At 70.2% G+C, this 15,757-nt stretch carries 16 protein-coding genes; 6 read left to right on the top strand and 10 right to left on the bottom strand.

Annotated features, from left to right (window positions below; translation table 11 throughout):
* Positions 1 to 30: 30 nt before the first annotated feature.
* Complete coding sequence (locus tag OG787_RS30750; protein WP_405537239.1) at positions 31 to 894, top strand: LLM class F420-dependent oxidoreductase; 864 nt, start codon at positions 31 to 33, stop codon at positions 892 to 894.
* A 156-nt stretch (positions 895 to 1,050) separates the two neighbouring features.
* Positions 1,051 to 2,556 carry a condensation domain-containing protein gene (locus OG787_RS30745; protein ID WP_405537238.1) on the top strand — a complete coding sequence of 502 codons (1,506 nt, stop codon included), beginning with the start codon at positions 1,051 to 1,053 and terminating at the stop codon, positions 2,554 to 2,556.
* Here the strand turns inward: OG787_RS30745 and OG787_RS30740 are convergent.
* The 4 genes from OG787_RS30740 to OG787_RS30725 form a co-directional block, all read right to left on the bottom strand.
* The gene (locus OG787_RS30740; RefSeq protein WP_369033525.1) at positions 2,543 to 3,400 is read right to left on the bottom strand and encodes a fumarylacetoacetate hydrolase family protein; all 858 of its coding nucleotides are present in this window, start codon (positions 3,398 to 3,400) and stop codon (positions 2,543 to 2,545) included. The two genes, OG787_RS30745 and OG787_RS30740, sit on opposite strands and share 14 nt — an antisense overlap.
* Before the next feature lie 80 nt (positions 3,401 to 3,480).
* Entirely contained in the window at positions 3,481 to 4,242 is a 762-nt protein-coding gene (locus OG787_RS30735; protein WP_405540637.1) for a YidC/Oxa1 family membrane protein insertase, read from the bottom strand.
* A gap of 120 nt (positions 4,243 to 4,362) precedes the next feature.
* Complete coding sequence (locus OG787_RS30730) at positions 4,363 to 4,680, bottom strand: DUF6412 domain-containing protein (protein ID WP_369033524.1); 318 nt, start codon at positions 4,678 to 4,680, stop codon at positions 4,363 to 4,365.
* Between the two features lie 54 nt (positions 4,681 to 4,734).
* Positions 4,735 to 5,262 carry a winged helix-turn-helix transcriptional regulator gene (locus OG787_RS30725; RefSeq protein ID WP_369033523.1) on the bottom strand — a complete coding sequence of 176 codons (528 nt, stop codon included), beginning with the start codon at positions 5,260 to 5,262 and terminating at the stop codon, positions 4,735 to 4,737.
* 69 nt (positions 5,263 to 5,331) lie between these two features.
* Here OG787_RS30725 and OG787_RS30720 point away from each other — a divergent pair, with 69 nt between their 5' ends.
* Positions 5,332 to 6,747: an MFS transporter gene (locus OG787_RS30720; RefSeq protein ID WP_405537236.1), complete on the top strand. Its 1,416-nt coding sequence runs from the start codon at positions 5,332 to 5,334 to the stop codon at positions 6,745 to 6,747.
* 27 nt (positions 6,748 to 6,774) lie between these two features.
* On the opposite strand, the gene OG787_RS30715 is transcribed toward OG787_RS30720, so the two are convergent.
* Complete coding sequence (locus OG787_RS30715) at positions 6,775 to 7,536, bottom strand: class E sortase (protein WP_405537235.1); 762 nt, start codon at positions 7,534 to 7,536, stop codon at positions 6,775 to 6,777.
* Positions 7,537 to 7,769: 233 nt separating this feature from the next.
* Here OG787_RS30715 and OG787_RS30710 point away from each other — a divergent pair, with 233 nt between their 5' ends.
* The gene (locus tag OG787_RS30710; RefSeq protein ID WP_405537233.1) at positions 7,770 to 9,245 is read left to right on the top strand and encodes a beta-1,6-galactanase; all 1,476 of its coding nucleotides are present in this window, start codon (positions 7,770 to 7,772) and stop codon (positions 9,243 to 9,245) included.
* A 128-nt stretch (positions 9,246 to 9,373) separates the two neighbouring features.
* Positions 9,374 to 10,405, top strand: a complete 1,032-nt coding sequence (locus tag OG787_RS30705) for a hypothetical protein (RefSeq protein ID WP_369033519.1) — start codon at positions 9,374 to 9,376, stop codon at positions 10,403 to 10,405.
* 54 nt (positions 10,406 to 10,459) lie between these two features.
* Here OG787_RS30705 and OG787_RS30700 read toward each other — a convergent pair whose 3' ends face one another.
* The 5 genes from OG787_RS30700 to OG787_RS30680 all read right to left on the bottom strand — a co-directional run bounded on the left by OG787_RS30700 (position 10,460) and on the right by OG787_RS30680 (position 15,345).
* On the bottom strand, positions 10,460 to 10,948 hold the full coding sequence (locus tag OG787_RS30700; protein WP_405537232.1) for a hypothetical protein: 489 nt from the start codon (positions 10,946 to 10,948) through the stop codon (positions 10,460 to 10,462).
* A gap of 173 nt (positions 10,949 to 11,121) precedes the next feature.
* A complete protein-coding gene (locus OG787_RS30695; RefSeq protein WP_369033517.1) occupies positions 11,122 to 11,661 on the bottom strand; it encodes a GNAT family N-acetyltransferase in 540 nt (179 codons plus the stop codon).
* 48 nt (positions 11,662 to 11,709) lie between these two features.
* Complete coding sequence (locus OG787_RS30690) at positions 11,710 to 12,495, bottom strand: SDR family NAD(P)-dependent oxidoreductase (RefSeq protein WP_405537231.1); 786 nt, start codon at positions 12,493 to 12,495, stop codon at positions 11,710 to 11,712.
* Between the two features lie 55 nt (positions 12,496 to 12,550).
* Positions 12,551 to 14,188, bottom strand: coding sequence for a serine hydrolase (locus OG787_RS30685; RefSeq protein ID WP_405537230.1), 1,638 nt, complete (start codon positions 14,186 to 14,188; stop codon positions 12,551 to 12,553).
* A gap of 101 nt (positions 14,189 to 14,289) precedes the next feature.
* Complete coding sequence (locus OG787_RS30680) at positions 14,290 to 15,345, bottom strand: PQQ-dependent sugar dehydrogenase (protein WP_405537229.1); 1,056 nt, start codon at positions 15,343 to 15,345, stop codon at positions 14,290 to 14,292.
* A 295-nt stretch (positions 15,346 to 15,640) separates the two neighbouring features.
* Here OG787_RS30680 and pqqA point away from each other — a divergent pair, with 295 nt between their 5' ends.
* Positions 15,641 to 15,754 (top strand): pyrroloquinoline quinone precursor peptide PqqA, encoded by a 114-nt coding sequence (gene pqqA, locus OG787_RS30675; protein ID WP_369033514.1) that lies wholly within the window; start codon positions 15,641 to 15,643, stop codon positions 15,752 to 15,754.
* The last annotated feature ends 3 nt before the right edge of the window (positions 15,755 to 15,757 follow it).

The raw sequence follows: 15,757 nt of genomic DNA, 5'->3' as shown, positions 1-15,757 counted from the left end.
TCCCGAGGGAGCCTCCGGTTGGGACTGCACATGACGTCATTGAAGGAAACCCTCGGGCGGTACGGCATCTGGAGCGGCGGGCTGCGCGCGGAGGACCCCGAGGGGCTCACCGAGCGCGCCGAGGCAGCCGCCGAACTGGAGGAACTGGGCTTCGGCTCCGTCTGGTTGGGTGGCAGCCCGGGCATCCGGCACGCCGTTCCGCTCGTCGAGGCGACCTCGCGGATCGTCGTGGCGACCGGCATCCAGAGCATCTGGCAGTACGGGGCCGCCGAAACGGCCTCCGAGTTCGCGGAGTTGGAGGCGGCCCACCCCGGCCGCTTCCTGCTCGGCCTCGGGGTGAGCCACGGCCCGTTGACGGAGGGGTACCGCCGCCCGTACGCCACGATGGTCGAGTACCTGGACGCCCTGGACGCGGCCGGACACCCCGCCGAACGCCGGGTACTGGCCGCGCTCGGCCCGAAGATGCTGAGGCTCTCCCGGGACCGCGCGGGCGGCTCGCACCCGTACCTCGTGACCCCCGAACACACCGCCCAGGCCCGCGAGGAACTGGGCGAAACCCCGCTGCTGGCACCGGAGTTGAAGGTCGTCCTGGACACGGACCCGGACCGGGCCCGCGCGACCGCCCGCGCCACCCTCGCCATGTACCTGGCCCTGCCGAACTACACCGGCAATTTCCTGCGCATCGGCTTCACCGAGGACGACCTCGAGGACGGCGGCAGCGACCGGCTGGTCGACGCGGTGTTCGCCTGGGGCGACGAGGACCGGATCCGCGGCCGGATCGACTCCTTCCTCACCGCGGGCGCGGACCACGTCACCCTCCAGGTCATCGAGGACCAGTCCAGGTACGCCCTCCCCCGCGAGGGCTGGCGGCGCCTGGCCGGCCTCCTGAAGTAGCCGGGAGAGACGTGAGCGAGACGTAAGGGACTGGAGGGGATCTGCCCATGCCCTGAAGCGGTGGCGTTTCCTCCAGATGTCTCCGGTCGTTGGTCTGCACGTGTCATCGGGCGAGAGCCAGGAGCCCGGTGACACGCATGCGAACGGAGAAGTCCCGTGCGATTGACCGATATCCACCGTTGCGAGATCCGGCCCGGACGGCTCGTGACCTGGACCCTGCATCCGACGACCGTCAAGACCGTGGCAGGGCTGCCCGAGGATGCCCGCCCACCCGCGTACGTACAGGAGGCCCACGTCCGGACCGCGCGAACGGTGCGCGAGGACGGCCTGTTCGTGCCGACCTGGCTCGGCACGGCCTTCGACATCCCCGGGCGGGTCGATCTCGACGTCCTCCAGGACGCGTTGCGGGCCTGGACGCTGCGCCACGAGACCCTGCGCAGCGGTTTCCGCTGGACCGACCTCGGTGACGAGCTGCGGCGCTTCACCCTCTCCCCCGAGGCCGTCGTCCTGCACCGCGAGGACGTCGGCGACTTCCAGGACGGGGCGGCGCTGCCGCGCTATCTACAGGACCGGTTCGACATCGCGGCGGACGCGTTGGCCTGGCCGAACTTCATCTACAGCGCGGTCGTCAGGGACGACAGCACCAGCGTCTACATGGCGTTCGACCACACCAACGTCGACTCGTACTCGATCTTCCGCATCCCGCACGAGATCCACCAGCTCTACACGGCGGGCCTCGACGGCAGGACGGTGGACTCGGCGCCGGTCGCCAGTTACGTCGACTTCTGCGCGACCGAACGTACGCACGCCGACGGGATCGACGAGACGCACGCGATCGTCGCCGACTGGCGGAAGTTCATCGCCCGCTGCGACGGCAAGCTGCCCAACTTCCCCGTCGACCTCGGCCTCGACCCCGAAGGGCCGCTGCCCACACAGAAGTTGATGCGGGAGTGGCTCACGGACGACGCGGACGCGGCGGCGTTCGAGGCGTACTGCCGTCCGTACGGCGGCAGCATGATCGGCATCCTCGCGGCCACCGCGCTCATCGTGCGCGAGATCAGCGGCGTACAGGTCTACCGCACGGTCGTGCCCTTCCACACCCGGGCCAGGTCCGAGTGGTCCGACTCGGTGGGCTGGTACGTGGGCGGAGCGCCGATCGAGATCCCGGTGGGCCAGGTGTCGGACTTCGACGGCGCCCTTGACCTGGTCCGCACCGCGCTGCGGGCGAAGCGGCCCCTGTCGAGGATGCCCATCGCCCGCGTACTGAAGCTCCTGGGCTCCGACTTCCGGCCCACCTCACCGGACCTGTACTCGATCGTCTCCTTCGTGGACACACGCGCCGTCCCCGGCTCGGAACACTGGCAGGACCTCAACGCGTACGGCCTGATCCGGGTGTCGTACGGCGACCAGGTCTGCGCCTGGACCACCCGCCTCCACGAGGGCCTCCAGTTCGCGGCGCGCCATCCCGACACGGACGTGGCACAGAAGAACATGCGGCTGTACGTCGCCAGGCTGCGGGAGCTGATCAGGTCGGTGGCGCGGGACGCGCCCACCGACAGGGGCGCGGGGCTGTATTCATCTGCGGCTCCGCCGCGGGGCGCGACCAGCCCCCACCGGCCCGCAGCCAACGAACTACCCGTAAGAACCCTCACGCGTCCTTGAATTCCTGCCGCTGCCGCCCAAGCCCCTCGATCTCCAGCTCCACCACATCCCCGGCCCGAAGAAACGGCTTGGGCTCGGGCGCCCCCAACGCAACCCCCGCCGGCGTCCCCGTGTTGATCACATCCCCCGGATACAAGGTCATGAACTGACTGACGTACCGCACAACTTCGGCAACGCCGAAAATCTGCTCGGCAGTCGTCCCGTCCTGCTTCAACTCCCCGTTCACCCACAACCGCAGACCGAGCCCCTGCGGATCCCCCACCTCGTCCGAGGTGACAAGCCACGGCCCCAACGGGTTGAACGTCTCGCAGTTCTTCCCCTTGTCCCACGTCCCGCCCCGCTCCAGCTGGAACTCCCGCTCGGACACGTCGTGCGCGACCGCGTACCCGGCGACATGCGCGAGCGCCTCCTCGTGCGAGCCGAGATAACGGGCCGTACGTCCGATGACAACCGCCAGCTCGACCTCCCAGTCGGTCTTCGTCGAGGCGCGCGGGACGAGCACCGTGTCGTACGGCCCGACGACCGTGTCCGCCGCCTTGAAGAAGATCACCGGCTCGGCGGGCGGCTCGGCGCCGGTCTCGCGGGCGTGGTCGTGGTAGTTGAGCCCGATGCACACGATCTTGCCGATGCCGGTCAGCGGGGGCCCGATCCGCAGCCCGGTGGCGTCCAGCGCGGGCAGCTCACCGGCGTCGGCGGCGGCCCGGATGCGGCCGAGCGCCGCGTCGTCGGCGAGCAGCGGCCCGTCGATGTCCGGGACGACCCCCGACAGGTCCCGCAGGGTTCCCTCGGCGTCGAGCAGCGCGGGCCGCTCCGACCCCGCCGTACCGACTCGCAGCAGCTTCATGGTCGCTCTCTCCCTCGGTCACCAGTCATCGGAGGACTGGTCGATCCTCCAAGGTCAGGGTCCCGTCCGCAATACCCGGTTCACGTACTGGACTGCGTGCTCGCCTGCGGCGCGAGCTGCCAGCGGTACAGCACCGCCCGCTCGACGGCGCTCCACGTCGTACTGGTCACCATGTACAGCGCGGCGGCCAGCGGCATCACGGCCACGGAGAAGAGCGTGAAGAAGGACATGAACGGCATGAACTTGGCGGCGGAGGCGAGCCCGGGCACCGCCTCGCCACCGCCGTCCGCGCTGCCCACCGACATCGGGTTGACGGCCATGACGCGCTTCATCCGCCGGTAGTTGAAGGTGGCGACGGCCGAGACAAGGACGAACAGTCCGACGTAGACGAGCCCGGCGGCCCCGAAGATCCCGTCGCCGCCGAGCGCGTCGGCCCACCGGTCGCCGAGGGGTGCGGCGAAGAGGCGGTGGGTGAGGAGTCCGTTGGCCTCGCCGCCGATCTCCGGGTTGGAGAAGAGGTGGTAGAGCAGGAAGAACGCGGGCAGCTGGAACAGGCTCGGGAAGCAGCCCGACAGCGGCGAGACCTTCTCCTCGGCGTGCAGTGCCATGACGGCCTGCTGGAGCTTCTTGGGGTCCTTCGCGTGCCGCTTCCGCAGCTCGGCGACCTTCGGCTGCAACGCGGCTCGCGCCTTCTGTCCGCGCGCCGCCGCACGGGACAGGGGGTGCACGAGAAGTCGTACGAACGCGGTGAACAGGACGATCGCGGCGGCGGCCGAGGAGGTGTGGAAGAGGGGCTGGAGCAGGTCGGCGAGATGGCCGACCAGACTGGCGAAAGCGGACAGGAACGCGGACATGGTGAGGTGAGCCCTCCGGGGGTCTCGTCGTGCCGGGGATTTCCGTGGATACGGAGATCGGCATGACGGCCCGCGCGGGGATGCCAGCTGTCGGTGCTGTGCTCTGCCCTACGCGGCGGCCGTCGGGAGGGCGAGTCCCGGGGCGCGGGGGCGGGTGCGGCCGCGGGCGTCGGGATCGCGCTGCGGCAGGAAGGCCGTACGTCGGGCACGGTCGCGGATGGCCGTACGGACCCGGATGGGTGGTGCCGCGGGCGCGCTGCGCGCGACGATGAGCGAGCAGGCGGCGAACGCGGACCCGGCCGCGGCGGTCGCCGCGAGGGCGACGGCGGCGGAGAGGCTGCCGGCGTCGAGCAGCGCGACCTCGACGAGCAGGAGCAGCAGCACGGCGAGGGGACGCGGGTTCACCTGCGCCCGGGTCCGGATCATCGGCGGCTCCTCCTCTCGTACACCCAGATCTGACTGTCGGCTGTCTTCTGTCGGTTATACAGGATCCGCTTCGATCGGCTGAAGGAGCCGCCTGGGCTTGAGCAGGGCCCGGCTGACCGGATCGGCGGGGTTCTGGTCGAGTCCCGGCCCGGGGGTCATCTCGACGTCCTCGACGGGTACGACGAGTGCGCAGGCGGAGCATTCGCCGTACGGGCCGAGTTCGGTGCCGCAGGCCGCGTGCCGGAAGTAGCGCAGCTGGGTCTCCGTCAGGTGCACCCGGCCCCACACGGAGAGGGCGCGCAGGGTCGGCCAGAGTGCGATGCCGCGTTCGGTCAGGACGTACTCGTCGCGGGGCGGCGACTCCTGGTAGCGGCGCTTCTCCAGGACGCCCTCCGCGGTGAGCATCTGGAGGCGGGCGGCCAGGACGGCTCGCGGAATGCCGAGGTGGACGAGGAAGTCGTTGTAGCGCCGTACGCCGTAGAGCGCGTCGCGGATGACGAGAAGTGTCCAGCGTTCCCCGACGACCTCCAGTGCCCGGGCGGCCGAGCACTCCTGTGTCGCGTAGTCCTTGCCCAGTGCCATGGGGACCACTGTAGCCACTTTTCGGATTCTTGGTTCAGTGAATGAACCTACGGTGCTACGGTTCGAGACATGCCAAGGTTCAATGAACGAACTGACACCGTTGTTGCATCGGCCGCGGAAGGGGCGGTGGAGCCTTTCGCGGACTCTCCGGTGCGCCCCCGGGCCACCCTCGCGGTGACCAGCGCGGCCACCGCCGTCGCCCTGATGACGTACACCGCGCCGATGGTCACGCTGCCCGAGACCGCCGCCGCCCTCCACACCCCGCTCTCCGCCCAGGCCTGGCTGCTCAACGGCACCCCGCTGGGGCTCGCCGCGCTGCTCCTGGTCGCCGGCAGCCTCGCCGACGACTACGGCCGCCGCCGGATCTTCCTCATCGGCGCGTTCGCCCTCGGTCTCACCACCGCCCTCGGCGCCCTCGCCTCCTCGACCTGGCTGTTCACACTGGCCCGGATCGCCCAGGGCGGGGCGAGCGCGGCGGTCCTCGCGAGCAGCCTCGGTCTGCTGGTGCACGCCTTCCCGACCCCGCGCGGCCGACTGCACGCCACGGGTGTGTGGGGCGCGTTCGTGGCCGGGGGCATCGCGCTGGGCCCGCTGGTCGCGGGGTCACTGCCGTCGTGGCGCACGGGGTACGGCGTCCTGGGCGCCGCCGCGCTGGTCGTCGGGGCCTTCGCCTTGCGGGCCCTGTCGGAGTCCCGGGCCCCGCACGGCGGCCGGCCCGATCTGGCCGGAGCCGTGACCTTCGGCGCCGCGCTGGTCGCGCTGGTGGCCGCGCTCACCCTGGGCCGGGACGGCTGGCTGCGGCCGCAGGTGGCCGCACTGCTCGCCGCGGCCGTGCTGCTTGTCGGCGTCTTCGTGGCCGTCGAACGCCGGTCCGCCCACCCCATGATCGACCTCGGTCTGCTGCGCCGGCCGCGCTTCCTCGCCTCCTCCGCCGGGGGCCTGTTCGCGGGGCTCGCGGTGATCGGCCTGTTCAGCTTCCTGCCGGCGCTGCTCCAGCAGACGCTCGGCCTGTCCGCGATGGAGACGGCGTGGCTGTTCCTGCTCTGGTCCGGCCTGTCGTTCGCGGTGGCGCTCCAGGCGCGGCGGCTCGCGGGCCGGGTCCCCACGCGGGTGCAGCTGTCGATCGGGTTCGGCCTGCACGCGGCCGGAGCCCTGACGATGCTGGGCGCGCTGGACGCCGGCTCGTGGGTACGGCTGCTGCCCGGTCTGGTGATCGGCGGTGTGGGCAACGGTCTGCTCAACGCGGCGCTGCCCCTGCTGGCCGTGGAGTCCGTACCGGCGACGCGGGCCGCGATGGGGTCGGGCGCGCAGCAGACGTTCCGGTACGTCGGCTCGTGCGCCGGGGTCGCGCTGACCATCGCCCTGGCCACCTCGACGGGCGGGCTCGCGCACGGGGCGGACGTGGCGATGACGGTGTCGGCGGGACTGGCACTGGTGGGTGCGGTGAGCGTGGTGGCGTTCCGGGAGCGGGGTGCCACGGCGTGACCTGCCCGAACTGCCCGTGGGCCCACGTCACTTGGGCCGCATGCTGGTGAGCTTGCCCCAGACCACCAGGCGGTACCGGGAGGTGTACTCCGGGGTGCAGGTGGTGAGCGTGAGGTAGTAGCCGGGGGCGCGGTAGCCGTAGGCCGGCCTGACGGTGGAGCGGGGTACGGCCCTGATCACGCCGTCGTCCCGGGCAGTGGTCTGGGCAAGCGTGCGGTCGACGGTGTACGAGTACACCGCGTCGGCTGTCTCGACCTGGACGGCGTCGCCGCGCCGCAGCCGGTTGATGTACCGGAAGGGTTCGCCGTGCGTGTTGCGGTGCCCGGCGAGGGCGAAGTTCCCGGCCTGGCCCGGCTGTTGGGTGCCGGGGTAGTGGCCGACGTACCCCTTGTTGAGGACGCGCGACTTGCTGATGCCTTCGGCGACGGGGACACGGAGGCCGAGGCGGGGAATGCGGAGGATGGCGTACGCCTGGGACCAACTGGGGCTGGAAGAGCGGGAGTTGGTGGCACGGGTGGTGCCGCTGTCCTGACGGGCGGTACCGGAGGATCCTGAAGAACCGGGCGGATTGGAGGAGTTGGCGGAGTCAGCCGAAGGGGAGCCGCTCTCCGGGCTGCCGGGGTCCGCCCACTCCCGCTCCAGTGCCCGTACCTCCCGCTGGGCTCCCTGCTCGGCCTGGTGGTTGGTCCACCACAGCTGGTGGACGACGAGAAGCGCGAGGACGGTACCGAGGGTGACGAGGAGTTCGCCGCAGGTCCACATCACGCGGCGACGAGCCCGAGCCCACATGCGTACGCCTCCTTCGCGCCACCCGCACGAGTCGGCCGCACCATAGGCCAGACCCCGCCAAGTAGCCAGGCCCGCCCAGGTCTTCTCCCCGGTCGTGTCCGTCCGCTCCCTGTGAGCCCCCTTTGTCCAGTGGTTTTAGAAAGGGGTGTCACAACTCTCGACAACCCCGCCTACCACACCTGATGCTTCCTGATGGCATGAACGGGACAGGTCAGTTTTCGGACGGAGAAGCCATGATCCGACGCAGATCCCTGCTGGCCGCGGCAGGGGGCACGGTCCTCGGCAGTGCCCTGGCCACGGGCACCGCGCGAGCCGACGCCACCATCGCGGTCACCCCCGGTACGACGTACGGGACTTGGGAGGGGTGGGGCACCTCGCTCGCCTGGTGGGCGAATGTGTTCGGCGCCCGGGACGACTTCGCGGACCTCTTCTTCACCACCAAGTCGGTGACGTACAACGGGACCTCGCTGCCCGGCCTGGGTCTGAACATCGCCCGCTACAACCTCGGCGCGTGCAGCTGGAACAGCGTCAACGGCGAGAGCATGGTGGCGTCGGCCAACATCCCGGCGTACAAGCAGATCGAGGGCTACTGGCAGGACTGGAACAACGAGGACCCCACGTCCTCGGCCTGGGACTGGTCGGCGGACGCGACGCAGCGGGCGGCGCTGACTAAGGCGGTGGCGCGCGGGGCGACGACCGAGCTGTTCGCCAACTCGCCGATGTGGTGGATGTGTTCGAACCACAACCCGTCGGGCGCCTCGGGCGGCGGCAACAACCTCCAGACCTGGAACTACCGCCAGCACGCCTCGCATCTGGCGGCCGTGGCCCTGTACGCGAAGAACAACTGGGGCGTGAACTTCGCGACGGTGGACCCGTTCAACGAGCCTTCGGCGAGCTGGTGGACGGCCACCGGTACGCAGGAGGGCTGCCACATGGACGCGTCGGTGCAGGCGGCCGTACTCCCGTACATGAGGAGCGAGTTGGACGCGCGGGGCCTGACCGGCGTGAAGATCTCGGCCTCGGACGAGACGAACTACGACGTGGCCCGCTCGACCTGGGCGGCCTTCGGATCGTCGACGAAGGCCCTGGTGAACCAGGTGAACGTGCACGGCTACCAGGGATCCGGTGGCCGTCGCGACCTCCTCTACACGGACGTGGTGACGACGTCCGGCAAGAAGCTGTGGAACTCGGAGACGGGCGACAGTGACGGCACCGGTCTGACCCTGGCGTCGAACCTCTGCTACGACTTCCGCTGGCTGCACCCCACGGCCTGGGTCTACTGGCAGGTCATGGACCCGACGGCGGGCTGGGCGATGATCGCGTACAACCCGAGCACGCTCCAGCCGACCACGGTCCAGACGAAGCACTATGTGATGGCCCAGTTCAGCCGGCACATCCGCCCCGGCATGACGATCCTCAACACGGGGGTCAGCTACGCGGTGGCGGCGTACGACGCGAGCGCGAAGCGCCTGGTGATCGTGGCCGTGAACACCTCCACCTCGGCCCAGACCTTCACCTTCAACCTGTCCAACTTCACGACGGTGACGGGCGGTACCGGCGGTCTGGTCCCGCGCTGGAACACGGTGACGGGAGGCGGCGGCGACCTCTACACGGCGCGCTCGGACACGTATCTGAGCGGAAAGACGGTGGCGGTGCCGTTCGCGGCGGGCGCGGTGCAGACGTTGCAGGTGGACGGGGTGACGATCTGAGGGCCGGCGCGTAGGAGCGAGCGCCGAGTCACCGCTGAGGGAAGGTGCCGTTCCCGGCGCCTCCCCTCACGGTGACCGCTCCTCGGCTGCCCCTCTTCTTTGTCGGTCGTCGGCAGTACGGTGATCTCATGCGCCCCGACACGCCTGCGGAAAACGTCGACCACATCGCCGAAGCGGCCCGCCTGGAGCGGACCGCCGGTCTCTATCCCGAGGACGCCGAACACCTGCTCCTACAGGCCTCGGCCCACTTGGAACTGGCCGGCGACCGCCCCGCCGCGACGGCCTTGTACGACCGTCTGCTCCAATCCTCCGACTCCGACTCCGGCTCCGGTTCCCTGGAGAACCCCCATCTCGTCCGGGCCCTGAAGGCCTCGAACCTGTGGGAGTACGGCCACGAGGCGGAGGCCCGGGCGATCATCGACGGCGTCCGCGCCGAGGCCCCGCGCGACCCGGCGCCCTGGGTGATCGTCGCGGAGTCCCTGGAATCGCACGACGAGCTGGAGGCGGCCCAGGAGACGTTCACGGAAGCGGCCCGTCTGCTGGTCTCGGACGCGCAGGAACCCCCGTACTCGACGCATCCGTTGTTGTACGGCCGCCACCGCGTACGCCGGATGCTGGGCGTACCCCACGACGAGTGGGACACCCTGGCGGACACGCTGCACTCGTCGTCGGTGTCGCTGGACGAGCTGCACGACCCGAAGCGGGTCTGGTCCCTCGGCTCGGACAACCCGGCGGAGCTGGAGGCGGAGATCTCCCGGCTGCGGGCGGAACTGGGCGCGTTCCGGGAGGAGCTGTCCCGGCCGTTCCCGGTGGCGGTACTGCACTGGCCGGCGGACGAACTGGCGGAGCTGGTGGAGGCGTACCCGGCCCTGGCGGAGGAGTATCCCTCGCACGAGGAGCACCTCGCGACGATAGAGGCCTCGCTCCGCGAACTGGCGGCCTCCGGTACGCCGAACCTGGGGATCGTCACGGGGACGGTGCCTTCGTACGAGGCGTTCGCGGCCTCGGAGGGGGCGTCTCCGGGGGAGGTGGAGCTGCTGCCGCAGTACGCGACGACGCTGGCGGCCCGGGGGAAGGCTGTGGGGTGGCCTCCTCAGCGGGGGGCTGTTTGCTGGTGTGGGTCGGGTGCGGCTTATGAGGGGTGTCACGGGGGGCTGTAGGTCGGTCTGGTGGGGTGCTTCCCTCCCCTGCGGAGAAGCACCCCACCTTCCCCTCTATGTCCAGGTTGGATCAGCTATGGGGAAAATGTCCGACTGCTTCTCGACTACATAGATCGCCGTCGGGTCGAAGTGGTACCTGGCGGTGAAGGTGGTCCAGTCCGCGATCCGGCGCCAACGGTTCGCCCTACCGAGGTCGTCCCAGGTCGCGTCCCAGATGTAGACGGCGTCGCTGCCCCTCAACTGGCGGAAGTGGCCGTTGGTCAACTCGTACTCGGGCTTGTTGCAGGCCGACCGGTCGAGGGTGACGATGCCGTCCCAGGTCCCCCACAGGTCGAAATAGACGGTCTGGTTGGGGATGTAGTACAGGAACTCCGACGGACCGACCAGGAAGACCCTGTCGCCAGTCGTGGGCGTCTTGAACCGCGTCCCCGGGTCCGGGCAGTCGACCGCGGCTTCGGGAGCCGCCGTCGAGACGTCGGCTGTGGTCAGTGACAGGCCCAGTCCCAGGGCCAGGGCGAGACACATACGACGTAGTCGTTTCACGAGTGGTGATCCCCTTCTGGTGACACGAACGGTGACTGACAGCGACGCTGGCAGGGGGCTCCGGCGCCCGGCAACGGATCGCGGCCCGGTGGGACGCTGGGACACCGGGATGCGTGGTGGCCTCGCGTTTGTGCCGGTCTGGCGGGACATCGGTGGGACGGCGTAGTGGCGGCTCAGCCCGACGGCGTGACCGGGGACCGCATGCCGAGCCACTGCTCGGCGTCCCACGCCTCGAACCGCTCCACCTCGGTGAACCCCAGCTTCGCCGCGAGACGCATCGAACTGACGTTGGCGGTCTGGGTGGTGAGCACCACCGGCTCGCCGGGAAGTACGCCGGCGAGCCAGCCGAGTGCCGCCGCGCACGCCTCGGCGGCGTACCCGGATCCCCACGCCGACGGCAGGAAGAGGTAGCCGAGATCGGCCTTCCCCGCGGCTGCCGGGCGACGGTGCTCCGTCGCTCTCCTGAGCAGGATCTGGCCGATCATCGCTCCGTCGAGATCAACGACGAAGCTCCCGGGCCACCGCTCGGGCACCTCGGGCATCTCACGTTCGAGCTCGGCACGCGACCGGGGGCCGCCGAGGTAGGTGTGCACCTCCGGCGAGGCCAACAGCTCGATGAACGCCGTACGGTCCCGGGCCTCGGACTCGCGGAGCACGAGCCGTTCGGTCTTGATCGGGGCAGGTGGCCAGGCGACGGTTCCGAGTCCGGTCATGGCGGACGAACCTATCGCACGCCTGTCGGAGCGGCGGGGCGGCGTCGGCTACGACTGGTCCGGCGCACCCGGCCTCATCGCGTCCGAGACGGACTTGACCCCGCCGTGTGCGGTGAGGCCTCCGTCCACGGGGATCTCCACTCCGGTGATGAACGAGGACGCGTCGGAGAGCAGGAAGACGACGAGGGGCGCGATGTCGTCGACGGTGCCGCTCCGCCCGAGGGGCGTCTCGCGGTACATCGCCTCCCGGAAGGCCGGGGTGGCGGCCGCGGTCATCTCGGTCTCGATATAGCCCGGGTGCACGGTGTTGACGCGGATGCCTCGCGGCCCCAACTCGGTCGCCGCGATCTTCGACACCCCGCGCAGGGCCCACTTGCTCGCGGTGTACGCCACGGGGTAGTACGCGGTGAGCGAGGCGGACGACCCGACGTTCACTATGGACGAGCCCGGCGGCATCAGCGGCGCGAGGTGCTGGATACCGAGCAGCGGCCCGACGGTGTTCACCGACTGGACGTACGCGAAGTCGTCCGGCCGTACGTCGCCGAGGCGGTCCCGCTGGATGACGCCGGCGTTGTTGACGAGGCCGTGGATGTCGCCGTAGGTGTCCCGGAGTTCGGCGGCGAGAGCGGCCCAGTCGGCCTCGCTGGAGACGTCCAGCTTCCGGCAGTCTCCAACTCCGTCCGGGCGTACGTCGGTTGCAATGACCTGGGCTCCGGCGTGCGCGAGGGCCTCGGCCTCGGCGGCGCCCTGGCCTCGGGCGGCGCCGGTGATGACGACGACCTTGCCGGTGAGGGGGTGGGGGGATCGGCCGTCGCTTTGTGGGGTGCGCGTCATGGCGGACAAGGTAGCTTCCGCGGGTAAAGGGGAGACCGCCCCCGCGTGCTGGGGCTTACTTTTTGGTGAAGGTGCCGAGGCCGGTCGTGTCGAGGTTCTCGACCCGGACCTTGTCGGCGCGTCCGTCGGACCCGACGCCGAAGGTCACGCCGGACAGCCCGACGGCGTTCTCGCCCGTGGTGCGGTAGCTGAAGGTGTCGCCGTCGTAGTGCCGCAGGGTGAACCGCTGCTTCTTCGGCCCCAGTCGCATCACGAGGTCGTCGCCCTGGGCGCTCACGGTCATCGGGCCGTAGAAGTCGTTGGCGTACGTTCCGGTGTAGGCGCCGTCCGCCCTGGCCGGTGCGCGCGGCACCGGAGGCTTGGTGTAGTCGGTCTCGGAGCGGTCGCCCGCCGCCGCCTGCTGGATGAGCGGGCCGATGAACGTCAGCCAGTCGACCGTGGGCCCGCCCGTCTGCGCGGTGTCGAGGAAGGTGGCGGCGATCGCCTCCGGTACGCCGACGGGCGCGCCGTTGGTGAGGACGACGATGCCGAGGTTCTCCGAGGGCAGCAGCGTGACACTGGTGGCCGCGCCCAGCGCGAAGGCGCCGGAGTGGCCGAGTTTCAGCCTGCCCTGGTCGTCGTAGCCGACGTTCCAGCCGAGCCCGTAGAACCCGGTCCTGCCCGCCGGCGCGTGCGGCGGCTCGGAGACGATGTGCGGCAGGTGCGTCTCGTCCAGCGCGTCGCCTTCGACGACCTGCCGCCCCTCGAACTCTCCGTTGCCGAGCTGTAGGCGCAGCCACTTCGTCATGTCACGGACGGTGGAGCTGGCCCCGCCCGCCGGGCTCTGGGCGTCGGCGTCCCGTACGAACTCGGCCTGCCAGGTGTCGCCCTGCTTCACATGGGTGACGGCCTTGTTCCCGGCCTTCTCGTAGTCGGCGAAGGAGGAGCTGGTGGAGTCCATGCCCAGCGGCCGGTACAGCTTGTCGGCGGACAAGTTCTCCCAGCTGGTGCCCGCCGCCCGCGCGACGGCGACCGCGGCTTCGGTCAGCCCGAAGTTGGTGTACGCGTAGCTCGCGCGGAACGGAGCCAGCGGTTCGTACCGCAGATGCCCCAGGATGTACGAGCGGTCGTAGCCGAGGTCCTCCAGGAGGTCCCCGGAGTGGTCGGGCAGCCCGCTGCGGTGCGAGAACAGGTCGGCGAGCGTGACATGGCGGGTGACCCAGGGGTCCTTGAGGGCGAAGCCGGGACTGTGTTCGACGACCGGGTCGTCCCAGCCGACGGTCTTCTCGCCCACGGCCGCGGCGACCACCGTCGAGGCGACCGGCTTGGAGACCGAGGCGAGCTGGAAGACGGTGTCGGGTCCGACCTTGCCCTCCGCGCCCACCTTTCGTTCGCCGAAGCCCTTCAGATACAGCACCTCGTCGTCATGGACGACGCCGACGGCGACCCCCGGCACACCGGTCCTGCGCATGGCGTCCCGCACCACTCCGTCGAGCCGGTCCACCGCGGCGTCGACCTTGGCCCGCGTGAGCCGTGGCGGCGGCTGGGCCGGCGGGACGGTGGGCAGCGGCGACGTCGGGGCGGCCGCCTCGTGGATCGCGGCGGCGGAGGTGTCGGCGGGGCCCGTGCAGCCGCCGCCGGCCAGGGCCGCGATCAGGCCCAGGCCCGCGGCGGAGCGAAGGCGCCGGGCGTGCGCCTGGTCGAGGCGGGACATGTTCTCCAGTGAAGGCCCCGCCCCGACACCTGTCGCATCGGCGAGCCATTCGGGGGACCCGCCGCCTACCGCACCACCCGGTCACGGAGCCGGATGGCGTCCTACTTCAGATCGATCTGGAACACCTTGTCCGCGCCGTCCGGCTCGCCTCCGTTGTTGTCGGCGTTGGTGGTGGACAGCCACAGGGCGTTCTTGCCGGGGAGCTTCTCCACCGTGCGCAGCCGGCCGTACTGGGTGGTGTAGTACGCGGTGGGGGTGCCGGCGCTGGTGCCGCTGACCGGGATGCGCCAAAGCCGCTCACCGCGCAGTGCCGCCAGGTAGAGGGCTCCGTCGGCGTACGCGACCGCGCTCGGGGATGCCTCGCTGACGGTCCACTGCCGCTTGGGGTTCGTCATGCCGGAGGTGGAGCAGGTGCCCTCGCAGGTCGGCCAGCCGTAGTTCTTGCCGGACTCGATCAGGTTCAGCTCGTCGTACTGGCTGTTACCGAACTCGGCTTCCCAGAGCCTGCCTTGGGCGTCCCAGGTGAGGCCCTGGGGGTTGCGGTGGCCGAGGGAGAAGACGAGTGTGCCGAACGGGTTGCCGGGGGCGGCCTTGCCGTCCTTCGTCATCCGCAGGATCTTCCCGTTGAGGGAGTTCCGGTCCTGGGCCAGGCTGCTGTTCTGCGCGTCGCCCGTGGTGGCGTAGAGGTGGCCGTCCGGGCCGAACTTGATGCGACCGCCGTTGTGGTACTTGCTCTTGGCGATGCCGGTGACGATGACGGTGTAGCCGCCGAGCGAGGTGCCGTCGTACGTCATCCGGACGATGCGGTTGTCGGAGGCCGCCGAGTGCATCAGGTAGATGTGGTGGTCGCTGTTCCAGTTCGGTGAGACCGCGACGCCGAGGAGGCCGCCCTCGCCGCTGGTGGTCACGACATTGGGCACCTTGCCGATCTCGGTCCTCGTGCCCGCCTGGGTGAGCTTGAAGAGCTTGAAGGAGTCCCGTTCGGTGACGAGCGCCGACCCGTCGGGCAGCCAGCTCAGGCCCCAGGGAACGGTCCAGCCGGACGAGACGGTTCGGATGGCCGACGGGACCGAGGCGGTGCCGCTGTCGGCACCGAGGAGACCGGTGGTGAGGGCGGCCACGGCAGCGGCCGTCGCGATGGTTCGGAATGCGCGCATGGGCGAACTCCTCGCTGTGGGGGGTGTCTGGGAAAGCCCTCCGGAAGGTAGGAGGTATGCGACCGAGGGTCAAGGGCGGTTAAAGCCAAAGGTTCATACCTTCACCTGCCGAATCACCCTGCCATTGCCATCTCAGCAGTGGTTTTGCCAACAGACCCGGCAGTGACCGACCTCGGGGTTCTCATTTTCGGCCAACCAGAGATCGGATCACTTTGGCGCCGACCCATTGACCCGGCTGGCAGATGCTGGCGATGCTGCACCACAGGTTCCCCCCCTCGGAAGGCAGGTACGGCACATGACCGAATCCGTACAGCAGGTCGACGAAGAGGCACCGAGCTGGCAGACCCCCGACTACGCGGTCGTCGAGACCGCGCTGGAGGTCACCGCGTACTTCCTGAGCGACCGTTAGCCC

Origin of the sequence: Streptomyces sp. NBC_00075, from assembly GCF_045041225.1 — a bacterium.
GTDB lineage: Bacteria > Actinomycetota > Actinomycetes > Streptomycetales > Streptomycetaceae > Streptomyces > Streptomyces adonidis.
The sequence above is the reverse complement of the archived record's forward strand: the minus strand, read 5'-3'. Positions and strand labels throughout refer to the sequence as shown.